The organism is Dethiothermospora halolimnae (assembly GCF_037577855.1).
Lineage (GTDB): Bacteria > Bacillota > Clostridia > Tissierellales > VENL01 > Dethiothermospora > Dethiothermospora halolimnae.
This window is the reverse complement of record NZ_JBAKFX010000003.1, coordinates 90,859-107,707: the sequence shown is the minus strand read 5'-3', so window position 1 is coordinate 107,707 and position 16,849 is coordinate 90,859. Positions and strand designations below refer to the sequence as shown.

The following is a 16,849-nucleotide window of genomic DNA, read 5'->3' as shown; positions in this document are numbered from 1 at the left end:
TATAACGTAGGGACTGGGGATACCTAGTCCGCGATTCCGCAAAAAAACATCGATTATGACTAATAAAATTGAAAGGAGTACACCTATGATAGAGACATTTAAAAGGAAGTTAAGTTTATTACTTATATTTGCAATGCTAATAACTATATTTCCCATTGGAGAGATAAATAAAGTGTTTGCAGCAGAATTTGAGCATAGTGATGATTTTTATGTTTCAAAGGTTATTATAGGAAAGACCTATGATAGCGATAGAAATGTATTTGGAGCCTATATATTAATAAAGGGTGATAACTTAAAAAATTCTAAAGTAGCACTGCAAACTGCTAGTTCAGGTATCAAATCCTTAGCAGAAAGTCAAAGGGAATATAACACTAATAAGAAAGTACAATATAATCTAACCGAAGAACAAGCTAAAACTTTAGGACAAACTTTAGATATAAACGGGGTGGATATCCCTATTAATGAGGAGAATGTTCCTAGGGTTGAAAGTGTAACTAGGGTTATAAGAACAGAGGAAACCAATGCTAGATTAAAGATAGTAGGAAGTAATTTAGAAAAATTAGAGGAGGATGATATTGCCATTCAATATGGGAAAGGTGATCTTACAGATTTTGATTATGCAGACAATGAATCTACAGAAGATAATACATTGGAGTTTGAAAGTCAAGTTTTCAAAGACGAAAATGGTCTACAGAATATAGTGGTAACAAAAACAACTACAACGAAAGATAAAATTGAATTTAATAGTAAACATACTAATAATGTAGATGTAGAAATAAATATTTCATATTTAGATCAATTTAGAATAATAAAACCATTAAATATTTCAGATGATTTGGCTATGTTCCCCAATAGAGGAGAAGTAGGAGATAAAGTTTTTTTAAAAGCTACTAAGCTAGATAATTATGACGTTTTTTTTCTAAAGGATATAGATGGAACAGATCAATATTCAAACGATAATAGGGGAAAAAATCCTACATACAAATCAGATGGTGAAGGGGATTTAGATATACTTACCGTTGAAGTTCCCAGTAGTTTAAAATTGGGGGAGTACTATGTAGTCCTAACTAATAATGTAGGAGAAAATAATCCTATGGATTCAGTTATGAGTGAAAAAATACTAACTAGAAAACAAAAAAAGTCAGATGGAACTGAAGAGGAAGTATATGATAAGTTTACAGTAATAGACGGAGCCAATAAACCTAGGATAATTTCGGTAAAGGATAATACTGGGGATAATATAGGGCCTGACTCGGGAGGCTATGCTGATATATCGGGTCAATATTTAGGAAGTTTAAACATAGATAGTTTAAAGCTTAAGGAGGATGTAGAGCCAGTTACCAGTGTAGAATCAACATCTAATGGAGATATATTGAAAGTTAAGTATAAACTTGACGAAGCTTCTGACAATATAGGAACATATAGAGAAGATAAAGTTGTTAAATCAGTGGAGAAAAATATAAAAGTCATAATAGGTAATAAGGCAGGTTTTAAAGAAGAAGATAAACATCAGATTAAGAAAAATTTAGATATAATAAAAGTACTAATAAATAGCATAACTGATGCAGAGTCAGACCCAACAAAAGATGTTGTTGCAGAAATGGAAACTATAATAACAGATGAAAATGATAATATATATATATATAAAGATAGGGCAGAACTTAAAGGTGGATATACGTTTATACCTAGTAAACTAACACCAGAAATAGACGAAAAGGATGGGATTATTCCTGATCGAATACAAGTGAAAAAAAATGATATGACTGGTAAATATGAAGTTGTGGATGATTTCATGATTTCAATACACGGAAAAAACTTCATGATTCATAAATATGAAGAAAATGGAGAAACAAAGGTAAGGTATCCCATCATAAAGATAGGAGAGATTTTACTAGATAAAAACCAAGACGATAGTAAAAAGCTTAAGGTTATAGACGAATCTGGAAATGCATTAGACGGTTCAATTGGAAATGAGATTGGTTCAAAAATATTAATAACAATTCCTAAGGGGTCAGAGGTTAATAATATAGGAAAGGCACCTGTGGAAATAACTAATCCAATAAGAAATTCAGAAGATAGTGGTCTAAATGTTATAGTGCCTGATATAGTTGAGTTTGTAACGGTTGATGCAAATAAAATTCCTAATATAGAAGAAGTTACTCCTGATGTGGTTTCAGAAGATGGGGAGGAGGAAATTACAATAATAGGAAGTAACTTTAGGGAAGAAGTAGAAGTATATATAGATGGCGAAAGGGTTAAAGAAATAAATCGTAGTGGAGATGGAAAAAACATTGTATTTAATGCACCTAAAGGAAATGAAGGAGTAACACAACTTCAAGTCATAAATAAAGAAGGAGGAGTGGCAATACATAGATTTGAATATGTAAAAACCTATACGGATCCTAAAATTGATAGATTTAATCCATCAGAGGGTAATACAGGTACATTGGTAACCATATTTGGGGATAACTTTTTGAAACCATCTCCATCCACCTCAGCTGATAACCTAAAGGGTGAAACAGGTGGGAAAAGCGGAATATATAAGTTTATAGGTACAATCGTAAAGCTTGGGAAAAGGGACATAAACGATTATCACTATGATGATGATAAAAATATTTCTCCCCAATACTATACATCCTCTGAAAATAATAAAATACTGCAATTGGCCACAAGGGAAGATGGTGGTAAATATCTTAAATTAGCAAAGTATTTCAATAGCATATTACTTCATGATGAAGAAAATAATAATATATATACATTAACAAAGGGTTATGGAGAAAGTATTATATTATCTGATGGAGTAGATAATACATATACTTTAAAACTAAATAACTCAAATGACATAATTGGAGATAAAGAAGGAAATGAAGGTTATAGGATTGAAGTTAAAAATGAGTCAATAACTATAAAAGGGGAAGCAGGAAATGATATAAACCTGAAACTAAAAACATTATATAAGATTGATGAAAATAATAAAATAGTAGGTAATAAAATAAAATCTATAAGCAAAGGCAAAATAGAATTTAGAGTACCAATATTGAATAAAGGTGATGGCCATTATGATTTAACGGTACAGAACCCTGATACAAATTCAGATATAAAAAAGGGCGAAGAAGGATTTTATTACTTTACTCAGCCCCAATCTAAACCATGGATAGATAAGATAAAACCGAATAAAGGTTCAACCGAAGGAGAGTATATTATAGAAATAGAAGGGGGAGATTTTCAAGATAATGGTAAAGAAAAGAGTAAAGTTTTTATAGATGGGATAAAAATTCCTGAAGATGATGTAACTGTAAATGTAAAGGGAGATACTATTATAGCTAAAGTTCCTCCTTATGATGGTGATTTAAGTAAGGATAAGGGGACTGATAGATTGGCGGTTTCAATAGTAATATTAAATCCAGATGGTTCAACCATAGGTGTAGAAGAAGGTTTCACATATATAGTCCCTACCAGTAGACCTGAAATTACCGAGTTAAAACCAGTTGAAGGAAGTGCCTCGGGAGGAGAATTTGTAGAAATAATAGGTTCTGACTTTAGGTTTTATGAACCTTATAATGACGATAATAGAAATTTACAGCATGATGAAAACGAATTTTTTAATGATATAAACGGAAATGGAAAGCGTGATGATTTTAGAATACTAGATAATGAAGGTAGAGTGTTGGGATATAAGGAAAAAGAAGATGTATTAAAAGAGCTAAAAGAAGCTAGGAAAGATAAAGAACCAAATCTTACAGATGAAGAGCTTAATAAAAGAGTCGACAAGGATTTCCAAGATATACTGCCTAAGGTGCATTTTGGAGAGAAAGTGGTTAAGATAACAGAATTCGGGAAAGGATATATAAAGATATTAACATCGAAAAATGAAGCAAATACAGTTGATGTATATATTGTTAACAATGATGCTGGTAGATCCAATAAACTTAGTTACACTTTTAACCAATCATCTCCAGAGATAACCAATATACTTCCTGGAGTAGGTAGTAGATTTGGGAAAGATGATGTAGAGATATCTGGGAAAGGATTTGCTAAATATGAAAGTATAAACTCGGAAGGGGAAGAACAACTAGATATATTAGTGAGGTTTGGAAATATAACCAATATAGACGTACCTAGAGAACAGGAAAATTCAGGTAGAATAGACAATGGAAGAACAACAGTAAAATTGGAAGGAGGTTTAAAAGTAGAATATAATGGAAGTGATGATAAAGTAAATATTAATGTAAAAGATAGGGACAAAAACTATACAGGAGAATTTAGTTATAATGGAGATACTAAATTTATAAATCTTAATAAACTTAAATCAAATGATGAAAATTACCAAGGATATGAACTTATAAAGCTAGAGATAAAAGACAGAAGATTATTAGTAGAAAGAGGATATGCACCCAGTGCCGAATTATCGGATGATAATAGTAAAATAAATGTATTAATTCCATCATATTATCAAATTGGAGTAGTGGATGTAAACGTTATAAATCCTGACGGTGCAATTGCAAAGGGAGAATTTGAGTATAAAAATCCAGCAACTAAACCAGAAATCATAAATATAACCAAAAATGATGGACAAGATCCAAAGGAAGTACAGGTAGCTGATGATGATCCAATTTTAGTTCAAAGTGTAGATTATAAAGGTGGAGATACGATTACTATATTAGGTAAAGATTTTAGAGATGATGCCATAATAAAGATAGGAAATGTATTAACCATAGAGCAGGAAGATATAGAATATACATTACCTAATAAATTGAAATTTAAAATGCCAGAAATAGAAGAAAATTTGATATCTACTTATTATAAAGTAGTAGTTATAAATCAAGAAGATGGTGGTACTGCATCATCAGATAGTCTAAAACCTCCTATATATATTCAATTTACAAGTGGAGAAACATCTCCCAAAGTAACTGAAGTAATACCCGACATAGGTTCAGCTGATGGGGGGGATTTAGTAACCATAATAGGTAAAGACTTTAGAGATGAAATGGAAGGATATGAAGATGAAGATTTAGTTGTTTACTTTGGAGATGTTAAAGTTCCCGATAATGATATAGAGTATATAGATCATAAAACGTTAAAGGTAATAGTCCCACCAAATACTCCAGGCAAAGTTGAAGTGAGGGTTAAAAATCCAGATGGGACAAACTCAAATCCCAGTGGATCATATACATATTTAAGTAATCCCACTATAACTGATATTGTAGATCCAGAGAGCAACAAAAGTATAAACACAATTTCCATAGAAGGAAATGAAACTATAAAGATAATAGGTTCAAGTTTTGTAGAAAACTCAAGGGTTATATTTAACCCACAAATAGAAAAGGCAGCTGGTGATGTCAGTGGTGAGATAATATATATAGAAGGAGAAAAATATGTATATAAAAGTGGTACAGAAGCAAATGAAGTGGAGTATATAGACCCACAAATCCTAAAGGTGAAAACTCCTAAGGAAAAACTTAATGCAAAGGGAGTTATGGTTATAAATCCCGATGGTGGTGCCACATATATATATGAAAATATAAAATATGATCTACCTAAACTTCTTCCACCATTAGATGTTGATGCAGAACTTGTATATGATAGATATATAAAGGTACACTGGACAGAACTAAGTACTCAAAAAGATAAATTAAAGGGTTATGAAATATATGTAATAATAGATGATGAAACACCTAAATATATAGGAACTACAGATATGACAACTTATATATATGAAGAAATAGAAGAAGATAGGGAATATGTATTTAAAATAAAGGCAATAGGTAACTATAGTCCATCTGAGTTATCAGATAAAAGTAATCCTGTATATACAGATGATTTTAGAAAACCAGATGATGATGGTGGTATGGTTGAGGATACTGTAATAAATAGAACCGGAAACATAGCAAATGTAATAATAGGAAATAATGATGGAGATGAAAAAACTACAATAGATTTATTAACGGGAAAACTAGCAGGAACAAAGGATGTAGTCATAACAATACCAACAGAGGTTATAACAGGTTGGGATACAAAGGATATAACAGTAATAGGTAATGATTTTACATTAAATTTTAATCCTAAAATGTTTAACACATATGAAATGGAAGATTATGAAGATGATTTAAATACGGGAGTACGATTTACTATAAATAGAGAGAATAATAATAAACAAAGTAATGCTATTACGGGATTATCAACATCATATAAATTAGAAGCTAACTTTTATGATAACCAAATAAAAAGAAAAATACAAAATGTAGACAATTATAATATAACACTAGAGTACGATAGAAATAAAGCAAAAATAAGAAGAATTAAAAATATACAGTTTAAGAAATATAATGAATATACAGATACATGGGAAACTATTACTTCCCAAGAAATTGGTTTTAACTCTTCTATAGAAACGAAACTAAATACTATGGGTACCTTTAAGATATTTGGAACAAGGAGGTAGCATATGAAAAAAATAATAGCCACATTAATTATACTAACAGTTTTAATAGTTATCACATTTACATCCGCCATTGGTGAAGAAGTTTTATTCGCTAGTGGTACTATAGAGGGATATATAAAGGAAATAGACAACAATAGTATTATAATAGAAACATATGATGGTCCCATATATAAGTTGGATATATTAAAAGATGCAGTGCTCAAGGTAGATAATACCCTTGCTAGATTAGTGGACTTTAAGCCAGGAATGGAGATATATGGAGAAATCCATAGAAAGAGAATAAAGTATCTAGAAAGCTATTCTACAGCTAAATTAGGCTATATAGAACCTGGTACAAAAGTAAGAACTGGGATTATAACCAATATAGATAGAAATCAAATAACCATAAGAAATTCAATAGGGAAAAATCAGACATATTATACGTCTCCTATAACTATAGCTCTTAAAAATGGAGCAAATGTACCCCTTAGTACCCTATATGTTGGAGATAGAATTATGTTATACTTTGATGAACTAAATTCAAATATGGCAACAAAGATAAAAATAGAAGGAGACTCAATAAAGATAACCAATCTTTATAAGGGAAGACTATCTATAGTAGATGAACTTGAGGACATATTGGTTTTAAATGACCTAAAGGTATATAAAAATGGTAAGTGGAGAGAAGATAAAGATATAGCTAAGATATCATATTCCCAAGAATCCCCAATATATATGTCGGGATATAAAGTACCAAAACAAAATTTAAAATATTATAGGGGAAAAGAAGTATATGCAGCCACAAAGAACTTTTTTGGGGAAGATAAAATTACTAAAATGAATATAAAAAATAGATACCAAACGACATATTCCGATAAGATTGATAGCATAAATTGGTATGGGGAAATATTTGAACTTGAAAATAATAAGAATATAAAGTTTGATGATGGAACCATAATAGTAAAAAGTAATAGATTAGTAGATAAGTACTCATTAAATACATCATCGGATGTATTTATATCTGGAGATGGTAGAGGAAATGATATAAGGGCCGATGTCTTGTATGTATATAATGAAGATATAAATAACTCTAATATAGGACAAAATTATTTGTATGCAGGAAAACTAGATGAAATAACTAAAAATAAAGTAATTCTTGAAGATTTCTTTTTATTAAATAAAAATGAATGGGAATCATTTGATGATGATAAAGAATTATATATAGATGATGAAACATATATATATGATTTAGAAGATAACAGAAAAATAACTAGGGAAGAATTATATACAGGGGAATATTCAGTAGATGACGGTAGTGACTATGTAGATGATAATCATCTTAGAGATTGGTATGGATATATATATACAGATGGAGATAGGATATCATCAATAATAGTCAAGAAAAAGATGGATTCCCTATTAAGGCAAAATATAAATATTGGAGATATTCAAAGTGTATATGATGATAGTTCTGTAGGAATGGTTATGAATTTAAATAACGTAAAGCAGTGGAGTAGAATTCATGATAAATGGAAGGAAAGAACTATGGAACTAAGACAATATTTAGAAGAAGCTCTTATAGTCAAGGGGAATGAATCCATAACATATAATGATTTAAAACCCAATGATAAAGTTTATGTTGTAAGAGATGGTTTTTATGGTAAGTTTATACTTGTAAAGTAGTTAACAATTAATAGTAAAAAGCTATTTTAAAAGCATCAATTTACAATTTCCAAGCTTCGCTTGGGCAAGGGAGGTAATTATGAAAAAAACAGCAGTTATACTAATATTAGCAACACTGTTCATACCAGCATTAAATGTATTTGCCACAGCCCCTGCTGGATTTTCTGGGGGAGTATACAATGAATATCAGTATGAAGAAATAGTCTTTATAACAGGGGAACCTATAAAATTCATTGGAGAATTAGAAGTTAAGGAAAAGAAAAAGGACAATTTAAAAACAGTAGAATATAAGTTTGACCTTAAAACCTCACCAGAATATGATGATTTAGATGGGGAACTAAGAAGAAAGATAAAGCTTGAAATAACCTATGATGATAGGGATGAAAAAGGGCAAGTTATATCCCATACTAAACTAGATAAATATAAAGAGGATATAAAATTAGAAGGAAAAAAAATAGGGAAGGTTCAATATGAACTGGAAGATTTCCAATTGTCTAAATCCGATGTTATAGATAAAAGACCTGCATCGGATTATTATCAAGGAAATATAAAGGGAAGAAAATACTACACTATAAATGATGATGAAGGAACGGTTATAGTAGATATAACCGGTGGAGATGTTGGATATGAAAACTTTTGGGGAGATACAGAAACAAAACTTATAAACTATACAATATCATATAATAGACTCATACCAGAAGACGATGATGATAAGGAAGCAATAAATTGGACAGGAACAGTTATGGTAAATGTATCAGATAGTACCACTAAGAACCTTATATACAATGATAACCAAGCCAATCTATCAAGTTTTAATGGTGGCTATATAAAAACAGAAAATAGAGAAGTAGTATCTAAATATACTTTTAATCTCCCAAATATGAGATCAAATAAATATTATTTAGGTTTTGGAAATACTGGACAAATCCAACTATCAAAGAAAATGGTTCCCAAAATAGAAAGACTTATAGTACCGAAATTTAGAGATTTAGCCGGTCATCTATCTAAATCCCAAATAGAAAAGTTATACTCCCTAGGAATATTTGAAGGAAAAAAGGGTCAGCAATTCTTTAGTCCAGATATACCCATAACAAGGGGAGAGTTTACAAAAGCTTTAGTTAAAATATGTGATATAAAGCTAGAAGATGAAAACAAAAAAAGGACGATAAGTATAAGGGGTAATAATAAAGCCAAAGAAGAACCATTAAACTTTATAGACATAAAAAAAGATGACCAATTATATAAATATGTAAAGGCAGCCCATGAAAAAGGTATAATAGAAGGGATAACTCCTTTAAGATTCAAGCCAAAATCAACTATAACGAAGGCTCAAGCCATAACGAGTATAATTAGAGCTTTAGGATTTCAAAATAAAGCTCCAAATCCAGGTTATTATACATCTTTTACGGATAGTAATGAGATACCATATTGGGCCAAAGACAGCATATATATAGCAAATGAAATAGATATAATAAATGGAAATGAAGCAGGAAAGATATATCCAAATAAAGAACTAACCAGAGCAGAAACATCCCAAATATTTGTAAGACTTTTAAAATTTTTAGAGAGGGATTTACAAAAGGATTACAGAGAGAAGATAATATTATTTAATTAAATAAAAAGGGAGTGTATCATATATGAATAAAAAAACAAGAATAATATCATTAATGCTAGTACTAACTTTAGTGATAATACCCATTCAGAGTGTATTTGCAGTAGAGGATAGTTATGAGCAAGTAACCGATGAGGAATTATCATATATAAAGGGAATGATAGAATTTGTAGATAAACATTATCTTTATGATGTAAAAAAAGAACAATTAATAGAAGGAGCAATAAAGGGTATATTTAGTGAATTAGACAAATATAGTGATTACTACACTAAAGAAGAATTTGCTAAGTTAATAAAAGATGTATCAGGGGAGTTTGTTGGAGTTGGAATAAGAATAAAAAAAGAAGGTGATTATATAACAGTTATAGCACCAATAAAAAATAGTCCATCGCAAAAAGTTGGTATAAAGCCAGGAGATAAAATAGAAACTGTAGACCAAGTAGATGTAAAGGGCTATGATATTAAAGATTTTATGGACCTACTATTGGGAGAAGAAGGTACAGAAGTAAAGCTTGGAATAAAAAGAGATGGTATAAATAAAACCTTATATTTCAATATAAAAAGGGAAGTAATAGAGCTTAATCCAGTAAAATATAATATAATGGAAAATAACATAGGCTATATAGAACTATCAGAGTTTAATAAGCAAACATATAAACATATAAAAGAAGCATTAGATTTATTTGATAAAGAAAATATAAAAGATATAATAATAGACCTTAGATATAACCCAGGGGGATATTTAAAACAAGTTATATCTGTATCAAGATTATTTATACCTAAAGGACCGATAGTCCATATAAAAGAGCCAGATGGTAGTATGGAAACATATAAATCAAATCTAAATAAAAATAAATATAATATAGCAGTGTTAATCAATAGTGAAAGTGCCAGTGCATCAGAGATATTTGCAGCAGCAATAAAGGATAGAAAGGCAGGAACTCTAATAGGTGAAACAACCTATGGCAAAGGGGTAGTACAGAGAATAGTACCTCTAAAAAATGGAGACGGGATAAAACTTACTATGTCAGAATATTTAGGTCCAAATAAAGAGTCAATAAATAAAATTGGGGTAAACCCCGATATACTTGTTGATGATCTATTGGCTAGTATCCAAGAAAGGCTAGTAAGAATACCAAACTTTGATTTTAATAAAGACTACAAACTAAACTCAGTAGGCCTTGATGTATTAGCAGCAGAAGAACTACTTGATATAATGGGGTATGATATAGATAAATGTGATGGTATATATGATGAAAAAACTTATAAATCATTAAGAAAATTTCAAAGGGACAATGGAATAAAAGACAATGGTATAATAGATAAAACTACAAAACAAATGTTAGATAGCACCCTAGCAAAATACTTACAAAATAACAAAAAAGACCTTCAAAAGGATAAGGCAATAGAGGTACTAATTAAGGGAAGGAAATAGGCAATAAGGGATAAAAGTCTTATCGTTGACAGATAATACACTATAGGATAAAATGATGTAGTTATATAATAAACGGAGAAAACGAAGGAGGAGTCCCCGATGACCACTAAATATATATTTATAACAGGAGGCGTTGTATCTTCCCTAGGCAAAGGTATAACAGCAGCATCTTTGGGTCAGTTATTAAAAAGTAGAGGGTTAAAGGTAACGATACAAAAATTTGATCCTTATATAAATCTAGATCCAGGAACCATGAGTCCATATCAGCACGGAGAAGTATATGTAACAGAAGACGGAGCAGAAACAGACCTTGACTTAGGACATTATGAAAGATTTATAGACATAAACCTAAGCCAAAATAGCAATGTAACAACAGGGAAAATATACTGGTCAGTATTAAATAAAGAAAGAAAAGGTGCCTATCTTGGAGGCACCGTTCAGGTTATACCCCATATAACAAATGAGATAAAAGATAGGGTGTTTAGAGTAGCAAAGGAGAAAGAAGTAGATGTGGTTATAACGGAAATAGGTGGAACAGTAGGAGACATAGAAAGTTTACCATTTTTAGAAGCCATAAGACAAATAAAATATGATGTGGGTAAAGAAAATGTAATGTATATCCATGTAACATTAGTACCATACTTAACCAAGGCAGGAGAACTAAAGACAAAACCTACTCAACATAGTGTAAAAGAACTAAGGGGTATAGGTATAAAGCCCGACATATTAGTGTGTAGAACAGAACACTACTTATCAGAAGAACTTAAAGATAAGATAGCACTATTCTGTGACTTAGATAGTAAACATGTATTCCAAAACCCCGATGCGGAGACCCTTTATGAAGTTCCCCTTATATTAGAGAAGGAAGGACTACCTAACGCAGTGATAGATCACTTAAATCTAAAATGCAAAAAGAAGGATTTAACCCATTGGGAAGAAATAGTTGGGAAAATAAAAAATCCAAAGGGAAAAGTTAACATCGCATTGGTAGGAAAATATGTGGAACTAAAAGATGCATATCTTTCAGTAGCAGAATCCTTAAGACATGCAGGGATATCAAATGATGTGGAAGTATACATAGATTGGATACATTCAGAAAAGATAGATGAAGAAAATTGTGGTGAAATATTAAAGGATGCCGACGGAATATTAGTACCAGGAGGTTTTGGAGATAGAGGCATAGAAGGGAAAATATGTGCTATAAAATATGCTAGAGAAAACAAGGTACCATTTTTGGGGATATGCTTAGGCATGCAAATGGCAGTGGTGGAGTTTGCAAGAAACGTATTAGGATTAGAAGAAGCCCATAGTTCGGAACTAGAACCAGTAACACCCTATCCAGTAATAGATCTAATGCCAGAACAAAGAGATATAGAAGAAATGGGTGGAACTATGAGATTAGGTCTTTACCCATGTAAAGTAAAAGAAAATACCAAGGCCATGGAAGCATATAACGATGAATTAATATATGAAAGACATAGACATAGATATGAATTTAATAATGAATATAGAGATAAACTAATAGAAAAGGGCCTTATAATAAGTGGGCTCTCACCTGATGAAAGGTTAGTTGAAATAGTAGAAATAAAAGACCACCCATGGTTTGTTGCAGCCCAGTTTCACCCAGAGTTTAAATCAAGACCAACAAGAAGTCATCCCTTATTTAGAGAATTTATAAAAGCAAGCTTTAAGTAAAGAAGAAAGCAAAAAAAATGAAATAAACATATATGGACAGAGAAAGCTCTGTCCATGTATGTCAGGCCTGAATATATTCAGGCCTTTAATTTTATATATTTAGGGTCTGAATATATTCAGGTCTTACACCATTCTGTTATCAGCAAACTTCCAATCCCCCAACCCGAAAACCCACCGAGGTTGTCGAGGGATTCGCTATCCCCCAACCTGAAAGCCCACCGAAGTTGTTGGGGGATTCGTAATCCCCCAACCTGAAAGCCCACCGAAGTTGTTGGGGGATTCGTAATTCCTCAACCTGAAAGCCACCGAAGTTGTTGGGGGATTCGCTATCCCTCAACCTGAAAGCCACCGAAGTTGTTGGGGGATTCGTAATCCCTCAACCCCTATGTAATTACATTGAAAAGCAATTGTAATACAACTGTAATTGTAATCCCAGATAAAATCATATATAATTATCACTGTAGTAAACAACTAAGGGGTTACTACAGTAATATTACAGTTTCATTACATTAGTTTCAATTACATTGACGAGCAGTATTGTCAATGCTATAATTACATTTAGGATACAGATTTTATATATCAATCTGTGCCAACTAAAAAAAGGTTAGGTAAGTATCATCCGAGGGTAACTTTCTAACCTGGTTTTAAAGAAACCCCTCGGGAAAAATTATATACTTTATTAAGGAGGTCTTTGAAAAATGAAGAAAATTATATCAATAATGCTAGTATTTGCGCTAGTATTAGGAAGTTTTAGTTTTGCATTTGCTTCTGACGATGCAGCTAAACTAACTGGAGACATCGAAAATGACGATGTTGTAAGAGCAGTTAAAAGATTAGCAGCATTTGGGATAGTGAATGGTATGGAGGATGGAGAATACCATCCAGAGCTTGATGTAACAAGAGAGCAATTTGCTAAATTAGTTGTTGAGGCTTTAGGCTTAGGAAAAGCTGCAGAAGCTGCACAGGTGACAACTGAGTTTAGTGACGTAGCTCCAACAAGATGGTCAGCTGGATATGTAAATATAGCTGCTGGTCAAGGTATAGTAAATGGTATGCCAGATGGAACTTTCCGTCCAGCAGAAAAAGTAACTTATGCTCAAGCTGTAACAATGTTAGTTAGAGGATTAGGTTACAAAGATCAATATTTACCAGGTAATTGGCCACAAAATTGTATAGCGAAAGCTGCTGAATTAGACTTAACTGATGATGTAGAGTTTGCTCCATCAGGAAATGCTGATAGAGGTTCAGTTGCTATATTAGTAAATAATACTTTAGATGCTAAGATAGTAAAAGTGAGGGACTATGAAGGTGGAACAGTTAACTATATAGTATCTGATGAAACATTATTAGAAGACAGATTAGACTCAGCAAAAGTTGAAAACATAAGAGTTGTTGCTAATAGCAGATTAGATGATTCACTAGATAGTGATGAGTTAGAATTAGTAGCAATAAAAGATGATGTAAAGATAGATGATAAAGAATATGACGAAGGTGAAGATATCAAAGTTGAAATAGGCGATATGATTGATCCTGAGTTATTAATAGGAGCGGAAATCACAGGATACTTTGATGATGACAAATTAGTTTATGCTCAAGTGGAAACTAAAGAAAGTGATATCCATAGAACTATAGCATATGATGATGAAGGTGACGGTACTATATACGTTTGGGAAGCAAACGACTACTTTAAGTTTGACGAAAATGCTGTTGTATATATCAATGGTGAAAAAGTAGATTTAGACTTAAACGATGATGGTGAATGGTATGATGATGATGACGATGAGTCATTAGCATATACAACTTATAATGAGTACACTGATTCAGATTATTCATATGGGTTTGCTAGAAAACTTGTTTCTAATAATGACGAAATAACATTTATGGAAGTATTTGTTCCAGAAAAAGTTAATATGTTAGTTAAAGACGTTGATGCTGATGATAGTAAGATAGAGTACGTATTATCTTACAATGGTGATATCGACTATGAACAAGCTGCTGGTGTAGACTTAGATGATGATGAAGAATTAGATTTAGATGATTATGATACAGTTAATATTTATAGAGAAAATGGTGAAAAAATAGAGCTTTCAGATATAGAAGAAAATGACATCATATACTTCGCTGAAAATGCTGAAGATGATGATATAGCTGAAATCTTAGTAGCGGATGCTGAAAGAATAGTATCTGGTGAATTCGATAAAGTAAGAGTAGGTGTAAAGAGTTCTGGATTTACAAGATCAAGATTAACAGTAGATGACGAAGATTACTATGTAGCTTCTAAATTTGCTTACACTGAAGATGAAATGGATAATGTTAAAGGTATCCACAGATACACTGACTTAGACAAAGAGTTAGATGATGTATTTGGTGAAGAAGTATCTCTTTATAGAGACTTAAAAGGTAGAGTTGCATTCTTAAGCACAGATGTAGAGGCAACTACTGATAACTATGGTGTTGTATTAGGAGTAGACGAAAGATTTGGTGACCACAGCATCAAACTTTGGAATACTAATGATGCTAAAGCAGTTTATGAATATGATACAGATAGTGATATAGATGTTGATGAGTTAGAAGAAGGTATTATCGTTAAGTATGACTTAAACTCAAATGGCGATGAAATAGAAATATTAGATGCTTATGACATCAAAGATGCTAAAGAGTTAGACGATGTTGATGATGATAATGTAGAGTTAAAAAATGGAGACAGATTCTATGATGATAGCGAATCAGTTTACATTAACTACAGTGATTATCTAGAACTAAATAAAGATGATGACGAGTTAGAAGCATTAACTTGGGACGACGTTGCAGATAGTGATGTTGATGGAGAACCTAAAGTATTAGTAGTAGCTGATGAAGATCAAAAACATGATATAGCTCTATTAGTATTCGTTGAAGATTACGAAGGAGTTATAGGTGACGATATATATGAAGGTTACATCGCAGAAATGGAAAGAAAAGATGACTCTAAAGAAATTACTGTTGATATAGTTGGAGAGAAAGATAATAAAACTTATATTGTTGAAGATGACGAAGATGCTTATGATGAGTTAGAAGCAGAAATGCCAATAGTATTTACTGAAAAAGGTAAAGATGGTATAAGATTATTATCAAACTCTAAGATGGATAGAGAAGATTACTACAAGGTAGGTCATGTTCTAAACTATAAAGAAAAAGAAGGATATGCTTGGGTAGTAGATAGAGATGGTAGATACTTGACTATCGCTACTTATGAAGATGGCGTATATACTGAAAAAGAATATAGAGTAGACAGAGATGCACTTGTTTACTATGATGATGGTAAAGAAGATCTTTATGAATTAGACTTTGGTTATGGTATCGAGTATTTAGCACAAGGTGACGAAATACTAGCTGCTAAGTATTGGGAAGATGGAGACATCGAAGGTACCGACGTAGAATTCTTTGAAGATGAAGATGCATACGACGAGTTCATGGATAATCAAGATGTAGATAAAGATGTTAAAAACGTTAATGAAAAAATTAATGATTTACCAGAAGCAGACAAAGTAACATTAGATGATGAAGATGCTATAGTAGCTGCAAGAGAAGCATATGATGCTTTAGATAGTGATCAAAAAGATAAAGTATCAGCTAGTACTCTTGAAAAGCTTACTGATGCAGAAGCTAAGCTAGAAGAGTTAAAAAGTGATGATAGTGGTAGCGAGGATGTTGAAGTTACTGCAGAATTTACTAAAAAGATTGGTGACACTGTAGGAACACTTACAGTTTCAGTAGAAAATGCTCCAGCTGAAGCTACTCAATATAAGGTATACTTTGCAGGACAAAGTGAAGCAATAGGACCTTATGACTTGGGAGCTGAAAGTGATACTATGGTTAATAAAGAAGTTAAAATAGTTCTTGTTGACAAAGATGGAAACATCGTTGGAGACGAAGACGGTTATACTCCAGAATATAAATAATATTATAGAGATAAAGGCTTAAAGGCCTTTATCTCTATACAATAGAAAGTTTTCGCTAATTT

General features: G+C 31.7%; 6 protein-coding genes. All 6 read left to right on the top strand.

Annotation, left to right across the window (positions count from 1 at the left end; all coding sequences use genetic code 11):
• Window positions 1–85 precede the first annotated feature (85 nt).
• The 6 genes from V6137_RS02160 to V6137_RS02135 all read left to right on the top strand — a co-directional run bounded on the left by V6137_RS02160 (window position 86) and on the right by V6137_RS02135 (window position 16,787).
• Window positions 86–6,442, top strand: a complete 6,357-nt coding sequence (locus tag V6137_RS02160) for an IPT/TIG domain-containing protein (RefSeq protein ID WP_425446237.1) — start codon at window positions 86–88, stop codon at window positions 6,440–6,442.
• A gap of 3 nt (window positions 6,443–6,445) precedes the next feature.
• Window positions 6,446–8,104: a hypothetical protein gene (locus tag V6137_RS02155; RefSeq protein WP_425446236.1), complete on the top strand. Its 1,659-nt coding sequence runs from the start codon at window positions 6,446–6,448 to the stop codon at window positions 8,102–8,104.
• 79 nt (window positions 8,105–8,183) lie between these two features.
• The gene (locus V6137_RS02150) at window positions 8,184–9,719 is read left to right on the top strand and encodes an S-layer homology domain-containing protein (protein WP_425446235.1); all 1,536 of its coding nucleotides are present in this window, start codon (window positions 8,184–8,186) and stop codon (window positions 9,717–9,719) included.
• A gap of 22 nt (window positions 9,720–9,741) precedes the next feature.
• Window positions 9,742–11,151 (top strand): S41 family peptidase, encoded by a 1,410-nt coding sequence (locus V6137_RS02145; protein WP_425446234.1) that lies wholly within the window; start codon window positions 9,742–9,744, stop codon window positions 11,149–11,151.
• A 99-nt stretch (window positions 11,152–11,250) separates the two neighbouring features.
• A complete protein-coding gene (locus tag V6137_RS02140) occupies window positions 11,251–12,846 on the top strand; it encodes a CTP synthase (protein ID WP_425446233.1) in 1,596 nt (531 codons plus the stop codon).
• Between the two features lie 698 nt (window positions 12,847–13,544).
• Entirely contained in the window at window positions 13,545–16,787 is a 3,243-nt protein-coding gene (locus V6137_RS02135; RefSeq protein WP_425446232.1) for an S-layer homology domain-containing protein, read from the top strand.
• Window positions 16,788–16,849 lie beyond the last annotated feature (62 nt).

Bases quoted from the DNA above. Each gene is read 5' to 3' on its own strand.
- V6137_RS02160 (WP_425446237.1), top strand. From the start codon at position 86: ATGATAGAGACATTTAAAAGGAAGTTAAGTTTATTACTTATATTTGCA.
- V6137_RS02155 (WP_425446236.1), top strand. From the start codon at position 6,446: ATGAAAAAAATAATAGCCACATTAATTATACTAACAGTTTTAATAGTT.
- V6137_RS02150 (WP_425446235.1), top strand. From the start codon at position 8,184: ATGAAAAAAACAGCAGTTATACTAATATTAGCAACACTGTTCATACCA.
- V6137_RS02145 (WP_425446234.1), top strand. From the start codon at position 9,742: ATGAATAAAAAAACAAGAATAATATCATTAATGCTAGTACTAACTTTA.
- V6137_RS02140 (WP_425446233.1), top strand. From the start codon at position 11,251: ATGACCACTAAATATATATTTATAACAGGAGGCGTTGTATCTTCCCTA.
- V6137_RS02135 (WP_425446232.1), top strand. From the start codon at position 13,545: ATGAAGAAAATTATATCAATAATGCTAGTATTTGCGCTAGTATTAGGA.